Genomic DNA, 20480 nt, shown 5'->3' with positions numbered 1-20480 from the left:
TGCTCAGGCTCGCTGCGCCGTTACTCTGCCAGAAAGCACCGGCTTTCCCCGCCGCCTCAGTCGTTAGCATAGCCCTGCGGCGGCAGCGGTTTGCCATCCAGCCAGGCTTTACCGTCACGCATCGTCAGCCTGCCCTCGACAAACCAGCCGATCACCAGCGGATAGATCGCATGCTCCTGATGCTGAACCCGTTCGGTAATCTCCGCTTCGCTATCGCCAGGGAAAACCGGGACTTTCGCCTGCAGGATCACCGGGCCACCATCCAGCTCTTCGGTGACAAAATGCACGGAGGTGCCATGTTCGCTGTCGCCATTCTCCAGCGCCTGACGGTGCGTATGCAGGCCCGGATATTTCGGCAGCAGAGAAGGGTGGATATTCAGCAGGCGATTGTGAAAATGGGCGACGAACGCGGGGCTGAGGATCCGCATATAGCCCGCCAGCACAACCAGATCGGGCGAGTACGCCTCGATCGCCGCGATAAGCTGGCGATCAAAGGCTTCACGGTCGGCGAAGTCGCTGGCGGCAAGCGCATGCGCGGGTACGCCCGCCTCCTGCGCCCGCGTCAGGCCATACGCGGCGGCACGGTTGCTGAACACGGCAGCCACGCTGCCGTGAATCCGCCCGCTTGCACAGGCGTCAAGGATGGACTGAAGGTTACTTCCGTTGCCGGAAATCAGTACAACCAGCTTTTTCATCCGTTAATAACCACACGCTCTTCAGCATCAGACGCTTTGATCACGCCCAGCTTCCAGGCTTTCTCGCCCGCCGCCTGCATCAGCGCAATCGCCTTATCGGCGTCGGCCGGACTCAGGGCAATGACCATGCCCACACCGCAGTTAAAGGTGCGATACATCTCGAAACGGCTGACGTTGCCCGCCTGCTGCAGCCAGCTGAAGACGGCCGGCCACTGCCAGCTCTTCTCGTCGATGACCGCCTGGGTGTTGTCAGGCAGCACGCGCGGAATATTTTCCCAGAAGCCGCCGCCGGTCAGATGCGCAATCGCGTGCACATCGACCTGCTCAATCAGGCTCAGGATGTTCTTCACATAGATGCGGGTCGGTTCCAGCAGATGGTCGGCCAGTGGTTTGCCTTCCAGCTGTTCAGACAGCGGATCGGTGTTGCTGACTTCCAGAATTTTGCGCACCAGCGAATAACCATTAGAGTGCGGGCCGCTGGAGCCGAGGGCGATCAGTACGTCGCCATCCTGCACCTTGCTGCCATCAATGATTTCTGACTTTTCCACCACGCCGACGCAGAACCCGGCCACGTCATAATCTTCGCCGTGATACATGCCTGGCATCTCGGCGGTTTCACCGCCTACCAGCGCACAACCTGACTGCAGACACCCTTCAGCGATACCGGTAATCACCGCAGAGGCCGTTTCCACATCCAGTTTCCCGGTGGCGTAATAGTCGAGGAAGAAGAGCGGCTCGGCGCCCTGAACCACCAGATCGTTGACGCACATCGCGACCAGGTCAACGCCGATGGCATCGTGACGTTTGAGATCCATCGCCAGACGCAGCTTGGTGCCCACGCCATCGGTGCCGGAAACCAGCACGGGTTCACGGTATTTCTGCGGCAGCGCGCAAAGCGCACCAAAACCGCCCAGTCCACCCATCACTTCCGGGCGACGCGTCTTTTTCACTACGCCTTTAATACGGTCAACCAGAGCGTTACCAGCATCAATATCAACACCGGCGTCTTTGTAACTGAGAGAGGTTTTGTCGGTCACTGCGAGGTCCCCACGCGAGTTGCGGTTGGTGGTTTAAAATAAAGCGCGGCAATTCTATCAGTGCAGGCAAACGTTTGCGAGTCCGGGATTGCGCATCGGACGAATTTCATCAATCCTCTGTTTATCCCTGTAAAAGCCGCGGTATTGCGCAAGGAGAGGTGGCGCGCCGTCCAAAAGGCGGTATAATCCCGCGATTTTTTTTAGCTCAACTCATTCCGGGAGAACACCAATGAAGATCGTGGAAGTCAGACACCCGCTGGTCAAACATAAACTGGGCCTGATGCGTGAGCATGATATCAGTACAAAGCGTTTTCGCGAGCTGGCGTCGGAAGTGGGCAGCCTGCTGACCTACGAAGCGACTGCCGATCTGGAAACAGAGCGCGTCACCATTGAGGGCTGGAACGGCCCGGTAGAGATCGACCAGATCAAAGGCAAAAAAATCACGGTGGTGCCGATTCTGCGTGCCGGTCTTGGCATGATGGAAGGGGTGCTGGAGCACGTTCCCAGCGCCCGTATCAGCGTGGTGGGCGTCTACCGCGATGAAGAGACGCTGGAGCCGGTGCCTTACTTCCAGAAGCTGGTGTCTAACATCGAAGAGCGCCTGGCGCTGGTCGTCGATCCGATGCTGGCTACCGGTGGCTCTATGATCGCTACCATCGACCTGCTGAAGAAAGCGGGCTGCTCCAGCATCAAGGTGCTGGTGCTGGTGGCGGCGCCGGAAGGGATCGCGGCACTGGAGAAAGCGCATCCGGATGTTGAGCTGTACACCGCATCAGTGGATCAGGGGCTGAACGAAAAGGGTTACATCATTCCCGGACTCGGCGATGCCGGGGACAAAATTTTCGGAACCAAATAAATCGCATAGCCGACCAGAGAGTCGGCTTTTTTTTGGCAAAAAAAAGTGCCCGGAACGGGCGCGCCTGCTGCTGCGGCGCGGACCGGCGGGAGAGATAACCTAAGGGGATAAATGATGACTCGTCGCGCCATTGGCGTCAGTGAACGACCGCCGTTACTGCAAACCATTCCGCTCAGCCTGCAACACCTGTTCGCCATGTTTGGCGCCACCGTGCTGGTGCCGATTCTGTTCCATATCAACCCGGCCACCGTGCTGCTGTTCAACGGGGTGGGCACACTGATTTATCTCTTTATCTGTAAAGGCAAAATCCCCGCCTACCTGGGATCCAGTTTTGCGTTTATCTCGCCGGTGTTGCTGCTGCTGCCGCTGGGCTATGAGGTGGCGCTGGGCGGATTTATTCTGTGTGGCGTGCTGTTCTGCATTGTGGCACTGATCGTCAGACGCGCCGGGACCGGCTGGCTCGACGTGATGTTTCCGCCCGCAGCGATGGGGGCGATTGTCGCCGTCATTGGTCTGGAACTGGCTGGCGTGGCCGCCAATATGGCGGGCCTGCTGCCCGCTGAAGGCAGTGCGCCCGACAGTAAAACGGTACTGATCTCGCTGGTGACGCTGGCGGTGACGGTATTCGGTTCGGTGCTGTTCCGCGGTTTCCTGGCGATCATCCCGATTCTGGTTGGGGTGGTCGTGGGATATCTGCTCTCCGCAGCGATGGGTATCGTGGACTGGAGCGGCGTCGAGCGCGCGCCGTGGTTTGCCCTGCCAACCTTCTACACGCCGCGTTTTGAGTGGGTGGCGATGCTGACGATTCTGCCTGCGGCGCTGGTGGTCATCGCCGAGCATATCGGTCATCTGGTCGTTACCGCCAATATCGTGAAAAAGGATCTGATCCGCGACCCGGGTCTGCATCGTTCGATGTTTGCCAACGGCTTATCGACGGTCATCTCCGGCTTCTTCGGTTCCACGCCGAACACCACCTACGGCGAGAATATTGGCGTGATGGCGATTACCCGTGTCTACAGTACCTGGGTCATCGGCGGCGCGGCAATTCTGGCGATCCTGCTCTCCTGCGTCGGCAAGCTGGCGGCGATGATCCAGGCGATCCCGGTGCCGGTCATGGGTGGCGTCTCGCTGCTGCTGTATGGCGTGATCGGCGCATCCGGTATCCGCGTACTGATCGAATCTAAAGTCGATTACAACAAGGCGCAGAACCTGATCCTCACCTCCGTGATCCTGATCATCGGCGTCAGCGGCGCGAAGGTGCATATCGGCGCGGCGGAGCTGAAAGGCATGGCGCTGGCGACGATCGTGGGTGTTGGCCTGGCGCTGATCTTCCGTGTGATCTCGCTGCTGCGCCCGGAAGAAGTGGTGCTGGAAGCCGACGAACCGCGCGAACCGTGATCCCGGCCTGAGTCACGGGATCGGGGCAGGGACGCCCCATTCATCTCTTTCTGAAAACTGTGTTAGACTTCCCCCGATTTTTTGCTTGTTCTCTTGCTGAGGTGCTTCTGAACACGCCGGCACAATTGTCATTGCCACTTTATTTACCAGACGACGAAACCTTCTCCAGCTTCTGGCCGGGGGAAAACCCGTCGCTGATTGCCGCACTGAAAGGCGCTCTTAATCAGCAACATGGCAGCTATCTCTACTTCTGGTCACGCGAAGGGGGCGGACGAAGCCATCTGCTGCATGCCGCCTGCGCGGAGATGTCAGCGCGCAATGAGGCGGTCGGCTATGTGCCGCTCGATAAACGTACCTGGTTTGTGCCGGAAGTGCTGGAAGGGATGGAGCAGCTGTCGCTGGTCTGCATCGATAACATCGAATGTATTGCCGGCGAGCCGGAGTGGGAAATGGCGATCTTCGATCTCTACAACCGTATCCTCGAAACCGGTAACACGCGCCTGTTTATTACCGGCGATCGTCCACCGCGTCAGCTTAATCTGCAACTGCCCGATCTCGCGTCACGGCTGGACTGGGGTCAGATCTATCGCCTGCAGCCGCTCTCTGATGAAGATAAACTCCAGGCACTTCAGCTGCGCGCCGGATTGCGCGGATTTGAACTGCCGGAAGATGTGGGCCGTTTCCTGCTGAAGCGGCTGGATCGTGAAATGCGCACCCTGTTCGATACACTGGATCGGCTCGATCGCGCTTCTATCAGCGCCCAGCGCAAACTCACCATTCCATTCGTAAAAGAGACGCTCGGCCTTTAAAGAATGTCGAGCACCGCTTCCGGCGGACGGCCGATGCGTGCCCTGTCGCCATTAATTACAATCGGCCTCTCAATCAGCACCGGATTATTCACCAGCGCATCCAGCAGCACACTTTCGCTTTTGTCGCTGAGTGCCAGCTCGCGATAGATCGTCTCTTTAGTCCGCATCAATGCCCGTGCGCTCTGCATCCCCAGCTTCTGCAACAGGATTTGCAGCGTTTCGCGATCGGGTGGTGTCTGCAGATAGAGCACCACCTCCGGCTCTATGCCGCGAGCGGTAAGCAGCGCCAGCGTTTCGCGGCTCTTGCTGCAGCGCGGGTTATGATAGATCGTCACCATCCTGATTCTCCTTCTGTGGCGGTGAATTTTACCCTTTCTGATACTGTTTAAAGCGCTGCTGTAACTGACGCAGCTGGTCGATACGGGCGTCGTAGCGCGCCTGCTTCAGGCTGCCGAGCGGCACCTGGGCGCTGGCGCTGCTGAGGGTGGTAATCGCCTGGTCGAGCTGACCATTCAGCGCCAGACTCTCCGCCCGCGCGGAGAGCTCTTCATCATTCAGTCCCTGCTGGGCAGACGCCTGCGCCAGCAGGTCCCAGCCGTTGGGGTCATCTTTGTTGGTCCAGGTGTAGCGATTCAGGATCCGGCTGGCGCTGGCATACTGCTTCGCTTCGACATAGGCATTGGCGAGGTTAAGCTGGACCACCGGGCTGTTTTTGGCTCCGCTGGCGGCGCTCAGCAGCGCAATGGCCTGCTGCGGCTGATTCAGGCCGATGTCGATGTCCGACATGATATCCAGGAACCAGATATTGTTGGGCTGCTTCGCCAGTAACGGCGTCATGATGCGCTTCGCATCGGCAAAGCTTTTCGCCTGCAGAAACTGTATGGCTTTGCCATATTGTGACGCCATCTGCTCACGGGCATTGCCGCCCGCATACTGACTCAGCAGTTCGTCGGTCAGCTGATTGCGTCCGGTCGGGTACATCCCCAGCGCACGCACCTTCGCCAGATAGAAATCTTCCGTCGACTGCACCACTACGGGCCGCATCTGATTCGCCCGGTTGCGGGCATCCGCCAGACGGCTGTCGGGCAGCGGGTGCGTCAGCAGGATCTCAGGCGGCTTTGAGGAGAAGCGGCTCTGATCGGCCAGCTTCTGCAGGAAGTTCGGCATCGCCTGAGGATCGAACCCGGCACGCTGCAGAACCTGAATCCCGATACGGTCGGCCTCCTGCTCATTACCCTGGGTAAAGCTGATGATGCCCTGCTGTGTGCCTGCCAGGGTGCCGGTCAGGGCGGCCATGCCCGCCTGCGGACTGGCCATCGCCAGCAGAATTGAGCCCAGCGCGCCGACCCAGGTCAGCGGCGCATTGCGCTTCTGGTCTTCCATCGCGCGTGCCAGGTGGCGCTGGGTAACGTGTGAGATCTCATGCGCCATCACGGACGCCAGCTGGCTTTCATTCTCGGTAAAACGGAACAGGGCCGAGTGCAGCACTACATTGCCCCCAAAGAAGGCAAAGGCATTAAGCTCATCGTTCTGGATCAGGAAGAAGTGGAAAGGCGTTTTCACGGCGTCGGCGTGCGAAACCAGGCGCTGGCCCAGCTGATTGATGTACTGATTCAGCAGCGGATCGTTAATCAGCGGGGCACTGGCGCGCAGCTGGCGCACATAGAAGTCGCCCATCTGCAGCTCCTGATTAATCGACAGCGTCGAACCGGCTGTGGTGCCGATATCGGGAAGCGAATCACTGATATCGGCATAAGCCGGTGAGAGTGTTGTGAAGATGAGTGTCGGAAGGAGCGCGGCGATCAGCGTTTTCTTTAACCGGTTCAACATGCCTTAATCCTGTAGAGGGGCCCTGAGAATGGACAGATGCGCAGCGGGAACGTTCCCCATTTCGCCGATCGCAGCAGTCCGGCCCTATCTTAACCAGAGCACTAAAAGAAAGAAATGGCGTTTTCTGCCTGCTGCCCGGCGTAATTTGTGCAAGATCGTGGATTTTGGCGAAAAAAATTGAATATCACGGTAACCTAAACGGCAGTTAAACGATACCAGCCCTGAAGGGATTGCCGCGTGAGCGAAGAGGAAAATGGCGGGTTATTCAATGGATCCGGTCAGGCATCGCCAGAATAGAGCAGAAAATGCTGGGTGAGGATAAAAAGGGTGCCGGCCCTTTTTTTAAAGTTATGTAAATTCACTCAAAAAAATTGAATGTGGCACGGTTTTTTCCAGGTCTACTCTGAAAAAGTCACGCCAGAAATTCAGAAATCTTTTATTCTGCCATCGACAAATTAAATCGTTATTCCCCTTTCTCTTTTTTTATTCCAGCTAAGCCTGGCTGCTTTTTATTTCTTAATGACGAGAAACTGTGAGGTGAAGGGTTGAATCATCAGGGCCATTTCTAAGAATACCCTTTTTCACGCTGTATGAAACTTTTCGATTAATTCTGCCGGTGAATCATTTTGGCGGGTTATCACTGTGGTGCTGACCTGAATTTACACAGGCGTGAGTTATACCCGTGCTGTGATATAGATAGCCGACCAGATTCAGTCCTGAATCTGCCAGACCTTATTTGATTTGCCGGAGAGAAGTAATATGCGTTCAGTGGTTTCTTACGCGTTAATCGCCATTATTGGCGGCGTCGTTGGCGCGGCTGTCACTCAGAGTGGCGATATTTATGACAAAGTTTCACGCCATTTTGCAACCGAGCCTCAGGAAGCCGAAGGATTCTGGAGCACACCCGCCATTGAAGGATACGGCAAAATTCATTACGAGCCTGATGCCGCGTTTAAACCGGTCGCGGGCCTCAGTAATAAAATCGTTTTTCAGATCACCCGCAGCGACGGCGCCATGACCGCCCCTAATCTGGGACTGGAGCGCGTGGCGCGCGTGGTAAATCTCTATATCGCCTCGGGTGTCCCGGCGGATCAGCTGAAGTTTGTGGTTTCGGTCACCGGTGATGCGACCCCGGCCATGCTGGATAACGCCCATTTCAGACAGTTTTATGGCATCGACAATCCCAACCTCAAGCTGATTAATGAGCTGAATCAGGCGGGTGTGAAAGTCTCAGTCTGCGATCAGTCTGTGGCATTCCATCACTATCCGAATAACTGGATTGATAAATCGGTCATCCATGCGCTTTCCAGTCCGACCACCGTATCAACCCTGCAGAATCAGGGCTACGCGTGGCTGGCAATGTAATGAATATTTTTAATAACCGGGAGAAAAGTGAATGCGTCCAGCAGCGTTAGTGGTCATGGCGGCCGTGGCCGGATTTATCGGGGGCAACGTTTTACAGTTGCCGGCGTTATTTGACAAAGTCAGCGGCAAAGTAGCAGATAATAAAGCTGAGCCTGCTGATTTCTGGAGTACGCCAGCCATTGAAGGCTACGGAAAAATACATTATGTCGATACGCCCGCGTTTAAACCCGGCACCACCGCTGGTCTGAGTAATAAAATTGTTTTCCAGATCAACCATAATGAAGGGGATATCCGCAAGCCGAATCTGGGGCTGGAGCGCGTGGCACGCGTTACTAACCTCTATTATGCGGCGGGTGTACCACTCGACCAGCTGAAATTTGTGGTCTCGATTAATGGCGATGCGGTTTCTTCAGCCCTGAATAATGCGCAGTTCAGCAAAGCCTACGGCGTGGATAACCCGAACCTGAAGCTGATTAGCGAACTGAAAAAAGCGGGCGTGCAGGTCACCATCTGCGACCAGTCAGTGGCGTTTCATCAGCTTGAGCGCAACTGGATCGACCCGATGGTTACACACACCATCTCCAGCGGCACCACTGTGGCGACACTGGAAAACAGCGGCTACGCCTTCCTGATGCTGTAAACGTCTGACAGCGGCGTCACTGCCGCTGTCACCTGCTGCTCCCTCGTCAATCCTGCTTCCCTTATCTGTTCCCGGCCCGCGCAGAGGGCTGTCGTTCGTTGTCAATGACAGCGACAAGGTCAGATGTCATCACTCATTCTCCCTTCTCCTGGCGTACTGACAATCTTGCATAGACGTGAATCAGGGCCGGGCTAATCTGGATTCTGTACGCTAAAATTTGTCTTAATGCTGCTCAAAAAGAGTGACACCGTGTAGACTTACGCCCGGATATCAGGGCTTCTGGCACATTAAAATAATCAGGCATTCAGGACATGACACTCTTCTTCAGGGCGGCGACGCCATGCTAAAGCTCTTTCGGCCCAAGGCCGATTTGCGCAATCTGATCGCCCTGCTGGTGATTGTCAGCATTGTCATCACGCTGGCAAACACGCTTTACGCCACCTGGCGGGTACAGCGGCAGGTGCTGATTGATACCACGCTCGAAGCTAACCGGGCCTATGCCGCCAAGCTGGCTTCCACCAGCGAAATTTTCTTCCAGCTGGCGCAGTCCCAGCTCCATTACAGCGCCAATCAGCTGAGCCGTGACTTTTACAATGATGCGCTGCTGAAAAGCGAGGTTAACCGCCTTCGTGAACAGACCACCAGTTTCAACTCGGTGGCGGTGGTAGATGCGCAGGGGATGGTTAAAGCGATTTCGCCGGAATCACTGACGCTGCAGGGAATACGTCTTACCAGCGACGCCTCGCGGGAAGCGCTGACCCTGCGGCAGCCGATCATCAGTAAGCCAACGCTTTCTGCCGCCAATAATCTGCTGGTGTTTGTCTCCTGGCCAATCTGGAGCGCCGATGGCGACTATCTCGGCTATGTCGGCGGCACGATCTATCTGAAGAAAAAAAGCATTCTGAATGCGCTGCTGGGTGAGCAGTTCTACCGGGATGGCACCACGGTTTATGTGCTCGACAGCAATAATGAGGTGCTCTATCACCAGAATCGTCAGCTGATAGGCAAAATTCTGCCCGCCATTGTCAGCCCCCGTGACGAGCAGACCAATGGGTCGCTGATACTCGACGGCTCCGGGGAATCCATGCAGCTGGCCGGATTTGCAGTGGTGCCGACGACAGGCTGGACGGTGGTGGCGCTGAAGCCAATCAATACGACGCTGAATCCGCTCTCGGGCCTGTTGATGAAAGTGCTGAAAAACTCGGTCCCCTTTGCGCTGCTGACCCTGCTGGTCGCCGTGGTGCTGGCGCGACTGATTGCCCGTCCGCTTTTCCAGCTGGCCCGCAAAGCCAGCCGGATGGATGTGCAGGGGGTCTCGAAGGAGATTGGCGGCATCACCGCATGGTATTTCGAGGCGGCGCAGGTCAAGCGGGCGCTGCTCACCGGCATCGGTCTGGTGCAGGATAAAATCGGCCGTCTTAACTCGGAAGCGCAGACCGATCCGCTGACCCAGTTGCTGAATCGCCGGGGGCTTAACGCGGTGCTGGAGTACTACCGCACGCTGCGTCAGCCATTTGCGGTGCTGGCACTGGATATCGACCACTTCAAAAACGTTAACGACAGCTGGGGACACGACGTAGGCGATCGGGTCATTCAGCAGGTGGCGAGCACGCTGCGGGCCAGCGCCCGTCAGTCTGATGTGGTGTGTCGCAACGGCGGAGAGGAGTTTCTGATGCTGCTGCCTGGAACGTCACTGGATGAGGCGCAGATCATCGCAGAGCGCGTGCGGCTTGGCATCGCAGAAGCGTGGCTCACCGATGTCGGCAGGATCACCCTCTCTATCGGCGTGGCGGCCTGGAACGGGTCAGCGGAGGGGGGGCTGGAAGGCAGCTTAAAACAGGCGGATGCGGCGCTTTATCAGGCGAAAAATGCCGGGCGCAACTGCGTGATTGTTGCGGCGTCCTGAAGTCCGGGCGAGAAAAAGGGGCAGCGCAGGGATAACGCGGGGCAGGCAGGGCGCGGCTCAACGGCCGCGCCCCTGAACATCAGGCTGACTTAACGTACTCCAGCACCATGTCATGATGATTCGAGGTTTTAAAGTTATCAAAGACTTTTTCAACCTTGCCTTCAGCATCGACCAGGAAGCTGATGCGATGAATACCGTCATAGGTTTTCCCCATGAACGTTTTTTCACCCCAGACGCCAAACGCCTGGCAGACTTCATGATTCTCATCTGAGAGCAGGGTAAAGTTCAGCAGCTCTTTTTCAGCAAAGCGTGACAGTTTTTCTGGTTTGTCAGTGCTGATACCCAGCACTTCCACGCCCGCTTTCTTCAACTCATCCATATTGTCACGCAGACCGCACGCCTGCACGGTGCAGCCCGGTGTCATCGCCTTCGGGTAGAAGTAGACCAGAACGCGCTGTCCCTGGAAGTCGGTCAGATTTACGTGTTCACCATCCTGATCGGGCAGGCTAAATGCGGGTGCGGTATCTCCGGCTTTCAGTGGATTCATCACATCTCTCCATTTTTTTATTCAGGCTGTGGGTAATACACTATCCGGCCAGAAACGGCCAGAGGCAAAATCACCTTCAGGGGTATTTCACCACATAGCCGCATACTCAGCCGCCAGTCATGTGGAGAAATACCTCCGGCTTACAGACCAAGCTTAGCGTACTGCGCTCACAGATTCGCTGCTGTCGGCATCTGATGCGCTATAGAGGCGTAGCGACCCCTGCGCATTCAGCTCCTGACAGAGCGCGTTAAACGCCTGCTCAAACGTTGTGCCGCTGGTCCGTGTCGGACAATGGGCTGTCATTTGAATATAGAGCGTTGGCGGCAATTCGCGCTGCGCGGGTATAATGCGCGACACCAGTTCCGCCACATTCATCTGATGTTTATCGATCAGATCGGTAAAGCGTTCAATGGTATGCGGCGAATCGGCGACCTCAACCTGAATAAACGCGGTGTCGGGCATTGGCGGACGCAGCCGGGCATTGGTGCGCTTCATCACGATCAGCAGTTCCAGCTCTGCGCCTTTCAGCGGCAACGTCGACTCAATCAGCGTAATGGCGTTCCAGCTGCCCGACAGCAGCATAATAAAGGTGAACTCATCCCCAAGCATGGCAAGACGGCTATCTTCGATATTGCAACCGCAGCTGCTGACGTGTCGGGTAATGGTATTGACGATACCCGGACGGTCAACACCGAGGGCGGTGATCACCAGATGATGGGGCTGAGATGGCGACAAAATGGCTTTTCCTCTGCTTTCGCTAATAACCATAAGGTAAACATAAAAAAAACTGCTGACAAGCGCGGGAATAGCGAGGCTGGCTTGCTTTTCCCTAAGTGTAAAACGTACCATGAAGCACTTGTTTGTCGAGGGGATCGCCAATGTTTACGGGAAGTATTGTTGCACTCGTTACGCCAATGGATGACAGCGGTAATGTCTGCCGGTCGAGTCTGAAAAAACTGATTGATTATCATGTCGCCAGCGGCACCGCGGCGATCGTTTCCGTGGGCACCACAGGCGAATCCGCTACCCTGAGCCATGAAGAACATGGTGATGTGGTGATGCTGACCCTGGAACTGGCCGATGGCCGTATTCCGGTGATTGCCGGAACCGGCGCCAACGCCACCGCTGAAGGCATCTCTCTGACGAAGCGTTTTGAACATTCCGGTGTGGTGGGCTGCCTGACCGTCACGCCTTATTACAACCGCCCGACGCAGGAAGGGTTGTTCCAGCACTTTAAAGCCATCGCGAACAGCACCAGCCTGCCGCAGATGCTCTACAACGTGCCTTCACGCACCGGGTGTGACATGCTGCCGGAAACCGTCGCCCGCCTGGCCGAAATCAAAAATATTATCGGAATCAAAGAGGCGACCGGGAACTTATCGCGGGTTAGTCAGATCCAAGAGCTGGTTGATGACGATTTCATTCTGGTCAGTGGCGATGACGCGACTGCACTGGACTTTATGCAACTGGGCGGCAAAGGCGTCATTTCGGTGACGGCAAACGTGGCTGCGCGCGAAATGGCTGAACTGTGTCAACTCGCACAGCAGGGCAATTTCGTCGAGGCTCGCCGCCTGAATCAGCGTCTGATGCACCTGCACCAGACGCTTTTCTGTGAACCCAATCCTATCCCGGTGAAATGGGCTGCGAAACAGCTAGGATTAATCGCTAACGACACGCTGCGTCTGCCAATGACGCCACTGACTGCAGCCGGCCAGCCGAAAGTGGAGCAGGCGCTGGTGAAAGCGGGTTTGCGATAATTTAGGGAGTTTGAATGAATTACTCAGTAAAGCGGTCAACAGTCGCCACAGTAGTGGGCCTTTCTACTCTGATGCTGTTGTCGGCCTGTTCCAGCGATCAGCGTTATAAACGTCAGGTCAGCGGCGACGAATCTTATCTTGAAGCCAGCCAGTTGAGCGAACTCAAAGCGCCTGCCGGCATGATCCTGCCGGTTCAGCGCGGTGACTATGACGTGCCGCGCACCGCCAGCCAGGCACCGGTCGGCAAACAGCTCGACATTCGTCCGCCAGCCCAGCCGCTGGCGCTGATGAACGGCACCCGCGCACAGTTCAGCAACAACAGCGGCGCACTGATGATTGAAAACAGCCGGGGTTCAGTCTGGCCTCAGCTCGTTAACGTTGTACAGTCTTACAACTTCCCTATCGCTTCACGTAATGATGCAGGCCAGCAGCTGACGACCGACTGGGTGCAGTGGAACCGCGCCGATGAAGACCAGCAGTATCGTGGTCGTTACCAGATCAGCGTGCAGTCCCAGAGCTATCAGCAGCAGGTGACCGTGCGTCTGCTGGAACTGCAGCAGGCGGGTAAAACCGTCACTTCGCCGGTGCAGATCCAGCGTTACACCGCACAGATGCTGAACGATCTCAGTACCGGTCTGGATAAGATCGAAACGGCCAGTGAAAACGCCGCCTCCGGCCGCGTGACCGGATCGATTGACGTGCAGAGCGGCGCGGACGACACCGGCCTGCCGATGCTGATCCTGCGGTCACCGTACAACACGGCCTGGCAGCGTCTGCCGGATGCGATGAAGCGTGTCGGCATGGAAGTCACGGATACCACCCGCTCAACCGGCAGCATGAAGGTGACCTATAAGTCACTGAGCAGCAGCGAATGGGATGAGATTGGCGCGAAAGATCCTGAATTGCCGAACGGCGATTACAAGGTGCAGGTCGGCGATCTCGACAACCGCACCAGTCTGCAATTCATCGACCCGAAAGGGCATGTGCTGACCCAGTCGCAGAACGATGCGCTGGTGGCCGTGTTCCAGGCGGCGCTGAACAAATAAAGTTGCCTCAGGCCGGAGATTCTCCGGCCTTTTTTTTTGTTTTTGGCATAATAGCGCGCGGCGAAGTAAACGATTGCGTCAAGGCAATCGCCGCAGCGGCACTGGCCGCTCACCACCCGTTATTTCAAGTCTGGAGTGAACAAGATGCAAAAGCGAGCTGAGTTGTATCGCGGTAAAGCGAAAACCGTATACAGCACCGATAACCCGGATCTGCTGATACTCGAATTCCGCAATGATACGTCAGCAGGTGATGGCGCCCGAATCGAGCAGTTTGATCGCAAGGGAATGGTTAACAACAAGTTTAACCACTTCATCATGACCAAATTGCAGGAAGCGGGGATCCCGACCCAGATGGAAGCGCTGCTGTCGGATACCGAAGCGCTGGTGAAGAAGCTGGAGATGGTGCCCGTAGAGTGCGTGGTTCGCAACCGCGCCGCAGGCTCGCTGGTAAAACGTCTGGGCGTGGAAGAGGGAATGGTGCTCAATCCGCCGCTGTTTGATCTTTTCCTGAAGGATGATGCAAAGCATGACCCGATGGTCAACGAATCCTACTGCGAAACCTTCGGCTGGGTCAGCAGACAGAACCTGGCGCGTATGCAGGAGCTGACCTTTAAAGCTAACGACGTGCTGAGCAAACTGTTCGACGATGCGGGCCTGATCCTGGTCGACTTCAAGCTGGAGTTTGGCCTGTTTAACGGCGAAGTGACGCTGGGCGATGAGTTTTCGCCAGACGGTGCCCGCCTGTGGGACAAAGAGACGCTCGACAAAATGGATAAAGATCGCTTCCGTCAGAGCCTCGGCGGCGTGGTGGAAGCCTATGAAGCGGTCGCGCAGCGTCTGGGTGTCACACTCGACTGAGTCTGCCCAGCGCACCGCCGCAAAAGGAGAGCCCCGGCTCTCCTTTTTCATTTTGGCGTAAAGCTGGTGATTGCGTCGTCACACAACTAAAATCATGCCATCTGAAAATGTCTGAGGGAATACAGCATGCGCTGGCAAGGGCGTCGCGAAAGCGACAATGTAGAGGACCGTCGTGGTCAATCGTCCGGTTTTGGCGGCGGAGGCCGTCAGATTCGTCTGCCGCGCGGCAAAGGTGGCATTGTCATTCTGATTGTGGTGGCCATTGCCGGTTATTACGGCTACGACCTGACCGCGCTGCTGACGGGGGGCGAGGTGGCACCGACCAGTCAGCAGCAGACGCGCAGCGTCAGCGCCAATGATGAAGAGGCCGCGAAATTCACCAAAGTCATTCTGGCGACCACCGAAGATACCTGGGACAAACTGTTCCGGCAGATGAATAAACAGTATGTCGCCCCGAAACTGGTGATGTATCGCGGCGCAACCCGTACCGGCTGCGGCACCGGACAGTCGGTAATGGGGCCGTTCTACTGTCCTGCCGATCAGACCGTCTATATCGACCTCTCTTTCTATGACGAGATGAAAACTAAACTCGGCGCGGGCGGCGACTTTGCGCAGGGCTATGTCATCGCGCATGAAGTGGGCCATCACGTTCAGAAGCTGCTGGGTATTGAACCGAAAGTGCGTGAGATGCAGCAGGGCGCCAGTCAGAAACAGGTCAATCAGCTCTCTGTGAAGATGGAGCTGCAGGCAGACTGCTTTGCCGGCGTCTGGGGACACTATATGCAGCAGCAAAATATCCTTGAGGCGGGCGACCTGCAGGAAGCACTGAATGCCGCCGAGGCGATTGGTGATGACCGGCTGCAGCAGAAAGGTCAGGGCCGCGTCGTGCCGGACAGCTTTACCCACGGCACCTCCGAGCAGCGTTACACCTGGTTTAAGCGCGGTTTTGACGGTGGCAATCCGGGACAGTGCGACACCTTCGCCAGCAACTGATGCCTTTGCAGCGTCTGACGCAGGAGATGGAACAGGCCGGTGTGCGTCGTCTGGCGGTGATCAGCGGCGACCCGGCCTGGTGTTTATCGCAGGCGGCAGAGTGGCGTCACACGCTCGCGGGTGACTGGCCGATCGTCAGTCCGGCACCGCTATTTGCGGATCCGGCTGACGCACCGGCTCTGCACGTACCGCCTGCTGCGGTTCGCACGCTGCTTGGCCGTGAATTTCGTCATGCCCTGTTCGACGCCCGTTACGGCTTTCACGCCGAGGCGTTCGCGGCGCTGGCCGGTACGCTCACCGCCGGAAGCTGGCTCCTGCTGCTGGTGCCGCCCTGGGATCAGTGGCCGCAGCAGCCCGATGGTGACAGCCTGCGCTGGGGGGACGTTGCCAGCCCCATCGCCACGCCGCATTTTGTTCATCATCTGCAACAGCTCATCACGGCGGACGACCAGCTCCTGCTGGCGCGTCAGCATCAGCCCTGCCGGTTTCCGTCCCGGCCCGCGTGGCCGCGATGGCACTGCCAGGCACCGCAGCAGCAGCGGGCGATACTCGATCAGCTAATGGCTATGCCCTCGGGTGTGGCGGTACTGACCGCGGCGCGGGGCCGCGGTAAATCGGCGCTGGCGGGAATGCTGGCGCGCCAGGCGGGTGCCTGTCTGGTCACGGCCCCCGCCAGAGCCTCCACGACGGTGCTGGCTGCCTTTGCCGCTGAGCAGTTTCACTTTATGGCACCGGATGCGCTGCTGGCGCTGGAGACGCCGCCCGCGGCGGAGTGGCTGATTGTGGATGAGGCTGCGGCCATCCCGGCGCCGTTGCTGCAGGCGCTGGTCGGCCGCTATCCCCGCGTTCTGCTGACGACCACCGTTCAGGGCTACGAAGGCAGCGGGCGCGGCTTTATCCTGAAATTCTGCGCCGGACTGGCGGACGTGCACTATTTTACGCTGGATGAGCCTCTGCGCTGGTCGCGTGCCGACCCGCTGGAGCAGTGGCTGAATCAGGCGCTGCTGTTTGAGGATGCGGCGGCGGTCGAACCGGCATCCGCTGCGCCGGTCACGCCGCAGCGGGTAGCACCGGGCGATTTCAGCGCGCTGGAGGCCGCTTACCGTCTGCTCACCAGCGCACACTATCGCACCTCGCCGCTCGATCTGCGCCGCCTGCTGGATGCGCCCGGTATGCAGTTGTGGCGCGCTGGCTCGCTGTCCGCCCTGCAGGGCGCGCTCTGGCTGGTGGAGGAGGGCGGGCTGGAGCCGGACCTGGCGCAGGCGGTCTGGGCGGGCACCCGGCGACCCCGGGGCAATCTGGTAGCGCAGTCGCTGGCGGCACATGCGGGACTGCCGGAGGCGGCGACCCTGCGGTCGCTGCGGATCAGCCGCATAGCCGTGGCGGCGGAGAGCCGTCGTCAGGGCATCGGGCAGCAGCTGGTGGCTGCCGCGGCCAGCGCGGCCGCCGGGCACGACTATCTTTCCGTCAGCTTCGGCTACACTCATTCACTCTGGGCCTTCTGGCGCGCCTGTGGTTTTACGCTGGTGCGGATAGGTACCCAGCGTGAAGCCAGCAGCGGCTGCTACGCCGCGATGGCGATGCGGCCCTGTTCGGCGGCGGGCAACGCATTGCAGCGCCGCGCCGTCGCGCAGCTGGCGCGCGACTGGCCACGGATGCAACACTTTCTTGAGCTGGAACTGACGCTGGAAACCGTCGCGGATGACGGCCTGAACGATCAGGATATTCAGCTGGCCGCCGGTTTTGCCTGGGCGCAGCGGCCACTGGAAGCAAGCCTGCCGGTGCTGCAGCGTCTGGTGGAGGCTGCTGCCGTGCCCGATCCGCTGCTGCTGGCGGCGGTGACAACCCCTGACGCGCTTAGCGAACTCGCTCAGCAGGCGGGCGTCAGCGGACGTAAAGCGCTGATTGCGGTGCTGCGTCAGCGAGCTGCAGCCGGACTCCATTCCCTGGGTGTGACAGCGGAGCAGCTCTGCCTGCCGTTGAAATAATTCGACCAGCGGGTTCAAATAATCCCCCTGTCATTTTGCGTCAGGCGGCGTAGAGTGGCTTCAGGAGGTCAACATGACACTGAAATATGTAATCGTTCAACAGCCAGCCACCGCCGCTCAGCTATTTCTGCTCTACCACGGCGTCGGCGATAACCCCGATTCAATGGGTGAAATCGGCAGCTGGTTTGCCAGGACCTTCCCGGAGGCGCTGGTGGTCTCCGTCGGCTCGCCGGGCGCAGTGCGTCAGTGGTTCGGTGAAACGGACCTGCACGATCAGACTATCCAGCAGCGGGTGGATGCGGCGATGCCGCAATTCGTGGAGTCGGTGCGTCACTGGCAGAAGAAGAGTGGCGTGCGGTCGGAGGCGACCGCCTTAATCGGCTTTTCGCAGGGCGGCAGTATGGTGCTGGAAGGGGTTAAGGCGCATGCCGATCTGGCGAGTCGTGCGGTGATCTTTAACGGGCGGTTCATTACGCTGCCGGAAAAGGCCACGACCCGCACCACGATCCATCTGATCCACGGTGATTACGATGAGCAGATCCCGCTGCATCATGCGCAGCAGGCGGAGCAGCGTCTGATTGCCCGCGGCGGCGACGTGACGCTGGATATCGTTGACGATCTGGGCCACGCTATCGACCACCGCAGCATGGAACTGGCGCTCAATCATCTGCGTTATACGGTGCCGAAACGCTACTTCGATGAGGCGCTGAGCGGCGCAAAACCCGGCGACGATGATGTGATCGCGATGATGTAAAAAAAGCCCCTGCATCACAGGGGCTTTTTTCATTTACTTCTTCTTCGGCCAGTCGTCTTCGTCATCCCACTTATCGTTGAAATCACGATGCGGCGGCAGATCCGGTTTGTTCTCCATAAACTTTTTGTGATCGATGCGTTTCAGATCTTTATAAACGTTCATCAGCACGCCAACCATCAGCAGGATCACCAGGATCCACCAGTAATCTTTAATAAATTCCATTTGCTGCTCCTTTAAACCGCCGTCAGGCGATCAGTTGTTCCATGATGCGCTGGTACATCCGGCTCAGCATCTGCAGGTCGGAGGCTTTCACACACTCATTGATTTTATGAATGGTGGCATTCACCGGCCCCAGCTCCACCACCTGCGCACCCATCCGGGCAATAAAGCGGCCATCGGAGGTGCCGCCCGTGGTCAGCAGCTGTGGCTTAATTTCATTATAGTGCGCTACAGCTTTTACAACGGCATCAACCAGCTTACCGCGTGCGGTCAGGAAGGGCTGACCGGAGAGTTTCCACTCGATGGTGTAACGCAGCTGGTGACGATCCAGCAGCTCTGCCACCCGCTGACGGATCAACTCATCGGTCAGTTCGGTGCTGAAGCGGAAGTTAAACTGCACAAACAGCTCACCGGGGATCACGTTGTTGCTGCCGGTGCCCGCCTGCACATTGGCAATCTGCATGCTGGTCGTCGGGAAAAACTCATTCCCCTGATCCCACTCGGTTGCCACCAGCTCATTCAGCGCAGGCATCGCCCGATGCACCGGGTTATCTGCCAGATGCGGGTAGGCGACGTGGCCCTGCACACCGTGAATGGTCAGGTTGGCGGTGATTGAACCGCGACGGCCATTCTTCACGACATCACCGACGACTTCGGTGCTGGAGGGCTCGCCGACCAGACAGTAGTCGAGCCGTTCCCGGCGCGCCATCAGCCGCTCTACCACTTTTACTGTGCCATTGGCCCCGCTGGCCTCTTCGTCCGAGGTGATCATAAAGGCGAGCCGTCCTCTGTGATGCGGACGCGCCGCCACAAAGCGTTCGGCCGCGACCACCATCGCCGCCAGCGACCCTTTCATGTCAGCCGCACCGCGACCAAACAGCATGCCGTCGCGGATGGTGGGCTCAAACGGCGGATTGATCCAGCGACTGGCATCGCCAGGCGGCACCACATCGGTATGGCCGGCAAATGCCAGCGTTTCCCCTTCGCCCCGGGTGGCCCAGAAGTTCAGGGTGTCGTCGATGTTCATGGTTTCGATCTTAAAGCCAATGGCTTCAAGACGGGCGATCAGCAGAGCCTGACAGCCGGCATCATCGGGGCTGAGAGAGGGGCGACGAATAAGCTGCTGCGTCAGCTCAATGACCGGGCAAAACATATTATGACTTCTCCTGGATAGCATTCTGATAGGTGGCTTCGTTAAAACCGGCGAGCAGGGTGCCATCCGGAGTGCGCAGCAGTGGACGCTTAATCATGGCGGGATGGGCCAGCATCAGTGCGCGGGCGCTGCTGGCGTCGGTGACGGCTTCACGCTCAGCGTCGGGCAGTTTGCGCCAGGTGGTGCCACGGGTGTTGAGCAGCGCCTCATAGCCCAGCGCATCGATAAACGCCTGCAGCAGGGCTTCGCTCAGGCCATCGGCACGGTAGTCGTGAAAGTGATAGTCGATACCCGCCGCCGTTAAAAAACGCCGGGCTTTTTTTATGGTGTCGCAATTTTTAATCCCGAACATCACCCACTGCGTGCACATCGCCTGATCCTTATTGTCATGTTGAGCGTTAAGCTGAAAAAAGCAGCCAGAGCGCGAGTTTAGCATAGTGTGATCCGTTGCGGCATCTGCGCGGACGCGGGAAACGGCCCCGAATGAACCGGCGGCCATGCGCCGTTTCTCAGTGGGTAATCGCTATCAATTTCATCTGCAATCATTACGTTTGTCATCATTGGCACATTAAGAATTTCGCTATGTTGATAAAATCGTCTACCGCTGGGCTTAAAAAAAATTAATTTCA

General features: G+C 57.8%; 21 protein-coding genes. 12 read left to right on the top strand and 9 right to left on the bottom strand.

All coding sequences use genetic code 11. From position 1 onward, the window contains the following. Positions 1-56 precede the first annotated feature (56 nt). Complete coding sequence (gene purN, locus AB1748_RS15180) at positions 57-695, bottom strand: phosphoribosylglycinamide formyltransferase (protein ID WP_111139320.1); 639 nt, start codon at positions 693-695, stop codon at positions 57-59. Continuing rightward, on the bottom strand, positions 692-1732 hold the full coding sequence (gene purM, locus AB1748_RS15175) for a phosphoribosylformylglycinamidine cyclo-ligase (RefSeq protein WP_111139321.1): 1041 nt from the start codon (positions 1730-1732) through the stop codon (positions 692-694). The genes purN and purM overlap by 4 nt, the downstream gene beginning before the upstream one ends. Positions 1733-1961: 229 nt before the next feature. On the opposite strand from purM, the gene upp reads away from it, so the two are divergent. The 3 genes from upp to hda all read left to right on the top strand — a co-directional run bounded on the left by upp (position 1962) and on the right by hda (position 4795). Beyond that, positions 1962-2588 (top strand): uracil phosphoribosyltransferase, encoded by a 627-nt coding sequence (gene upp / locus AB1748_RS15170; RefSeq protein ID WP_111139322.1) that lies wholly within the window; start codon positions 1962-1964, stop codon positions 2586-2588. A gap of 114 nt (positions 2589-2702) precedes the next feature. Continuing rightward, positions 2703-3986 carry a uracil permease gene (gene uraA, locus AB1748_RS15165; protein ID WP_367396348.1) on the top strand — a complete coding sequence of 428 codons (1284 nt, stop codon included), beginning with the start codon at positions 2703-2705 and terminating at the stop codon, positions 3984-3986. 107 nt (positions 3987-4093) lie between these two features. Next, on the top strand, positions 4094-4795 hold the full coding sequence (gene hda / locus AB1748_RS15160) for a DnaA inactivator Hda (protein ID WP_233498975.1): 702 nt from the start codon (positions 4094-4096) through the stop codon (positions 4793-4795). Here the strand turns inward: hda and arsC are convergent. Both arsC and AB1748_RS15150 read right to left on the bottom strand, forming a co-directional pair. Then, complete coding sequence (gene arsC, locus AB1748_RS15155) at positions 4792-5133, bottom strand: arsenate reductase (glutaredoxin) (RefSeq protein WP_111139325.1); 342 nt, start codon at positions 5131-5133, stop codon at positions 4792-4794. The genes hda and arsC overlap by 4 nt on opposite strands. Positions 5134-5161: 28 nt before the next feature. Further along, the gene (locus AB1748_RS15150) at positions 5162-6625 is read right to left on the bottom strand and encodes a M48 family metallopeptidase (protein WP_111139326.1); all 1464 of its coding nucleotides are present in this window, start codon (positions 6623-6625) and stop codon (positions 5162-5164) included. 759 nt (positions 6626-7384) lie between these two features. Between AB1748_RS15150 and AB1748_RS15145 the strand changes: the two genes are divergently transcribed. The 3 genes from AB1748_RS15145 (at position 7385) to AB1748_RS15135 (ending at position 10536) form a co-directional block, all read left to right on the top strand. Next, complete coding sequence (locus tag AB1748_RS15145; protein WP_111139327.1) at positions 7385-7990, top strand: DsrE family protein; 606 nt, start codon at positions 7385-7387, stop codon at positions 7988-7990. A gap of 31 nt (positions 7991-8021) precedes the next feature. Beyond that, positions 8022-8630, top strand: a complete 609-nt coding sequence (locus AB1748_RS15140; RefSeq protein WP_111139328.1) for a DsrE family protein — start codon at positions 8022-8024, stop codon at positions 8628-8630. A 340-nt stretch (positions 8631-8970) separates the two neighbouring features. Then, the gene (locus tag AB1748_RS15135) at positions 8971-10536 is read left to right on the top strand and encodes a sensor domain-containing diguanylate cyclase (protein ID WP_367395688.1); all 1566 of its coding nucleotides are present in this window, start codon (positions 8971-8973) and stop codon (positions 10534-10536) included. 79 nt (positions 10537-10615) lie between these two features. On the opposite strand, the gene bcp is transcribed toward AB1748_RS15135, so the two are convergent. Together bcp and AB1748_RS15125 are read right to left on the bottom strand one after the other, a co-directional pair. Next, complete coding sequence (bcp, locus tag AB1748_RS15130) at positions 10616-11083, bottom strand: thioredoxin-dependent thiol peroxidase (RefSeq protein WP_111139330.1); 468 nt, start codon at positions 11081-11083, stop codon at positions 10616-10618. Between the two features lie 153 nt (positions 11084-11236). Further along, positions 11237-11818 carry a glycine cleavage system transcriptional repressor gene (locus AB1748_RS15125; RefSeq protein ID WP_111139331.1) on the bottom strand — a complete coding sequence of 194 codons (582 nt, stop codon included), beginning with the start codon at positions 11816-11818 and terminating at the stop codon, positions 11237-11239. Between the two features lie 143 nt (positions 11819-11961). Between AB1748_RS15125 and dapA the strand changes: the two genes are divergently transcribed. The 6 genes from dapA (at position 11962) to ypfH (ending at position 18479) form a co-directional block, all read left to right on the top strand. Beyond that, positions 11962-12840 (top strand): 4-hydroxy-tetrahydrodipicolinate synthase, encoded by an 879-nt coding sequence (gene dapA, locus AB1748_RS15120; protein WP_111139332.1) that lies wholly within the window; start codon positions 11962-11964, stop codon positions 12838-12840. Between the two features lie 14 nt (positions 12841-12854). Beyond that, positions 12855-13886, top strand: a complete 1032-nt coding sequence (gene bamC, locus AB1748_RS15115; protein ID WP_111139333.1) for an outer membrane protein assembly factor BamC — start codon at positions 12855-12857, stop codon at positions 13884-13886. 144 nt (positions 13887-14030) lie between these two features. Next, positions 14031-14744: a phosphoribosylaminoimidazolesuccinocarboxamide synthase gene (purC, locus tag AB1748_RS15110; protein WP_111139334.1), complete on the top strand. Its 714-nt coding sequence runs from the start codon at positions 14031-14033 to the stop codon at positions 14742-14744. Positions 14745-14870: 126 nt separating this feature from the next. After that, positions 14871-15737: a neutral zinc metallopeptidase gene (locus AB1748_RS15105; RefSeq protein WP_111139335.1), complete on the top strand. Its 867-nt coding sequence runs from the start codon at positions 14871-14873 to the stop codon at positions 15735-15737. Then, entirely contained in the window at positions 15737-17725 is a 1989-nt protein-coding gene (locus AB1748_RS15100) for a tRNA(Met) cytidine acetyltransferase TmcA (RefSeq protein WP_367395687.1), read from the top strand. The genes AB1748_RS15105 and AB1748_RS15100 overlap by 1 nt, the downstream gene beginning before the upstream one ends. Positions 17726-17798: 73 nt before the next feature. Continuing rightward, positions 17799-18479: an esterase gene (gene ypfH / locus AB1748_RS15095; protein ID WP_111139337.1), complete on the top strand. Its 681-nt coding sequence runs from the start codon at positions 17799-17801 to the stop codon at positions 18477-18479. Positions 18480-18512: 33 nt separating this feature from the next. Here the strand turns inward: ypfH and AB1748_RS15090 are convergent, their stop codons facing one another. Genes AB1748_RS15090 through AB1748_RS15080 form a run of 3 tightly spaced genes read right to left on the bottom strand, consistent with a single transcriptional unit; the run spans position 18513 to position 20221 of the window. Beyond that, complete coding sequence (locus tag AB1748_RS15090; protein WP_111139338.1) at positions 18513-18701, bottom strand: YpfN family protein; 189 nt, start codon at positions 18699-18701, stop codon at positions 18513-18515. 22 nt (positions 18702-18723) lie between these two features. Further along, positions 18724-19851, bottom strand: a complete 1128-nt coding sequence (gene dapE, locus AB1748_RS15085; protein WP_111139339.1) for a succinyl-diaminopimelate desuccinylase — start codon at positions 19849-19851, stop codon at positions 18724-18726. A 1-nt stretch (position 19852) separates the two neighbouring features. Next, positions 19853-20221: an ArsC family reductase gene (locus tag AB1748_RS15080; RefSeq protein WP_111139363.1), complete on the bottom strand. Its 369-nt coding sequence runs from the start codon at positions 20219-20221 to the stop codon at positions 19853-19855. Between the last annotated feature and the right edge of the window lie 259 nt (positions 20222-20480).

Origin of the sequence: Pantoea sp. Ep11b (assembly GCF_040783975.1) — a bacterium.
Lineage (GTDB): Bacteria > Pseudomonadota > Gammaproteobacteria > Enterobacterales > Enterobacteriaceae > Pantoea.
The sequence above is the reverse complement of the archived record's forward strand: the minus strand, read 5'-3'. Positions and strand labels throughout refer to the sequence as shown.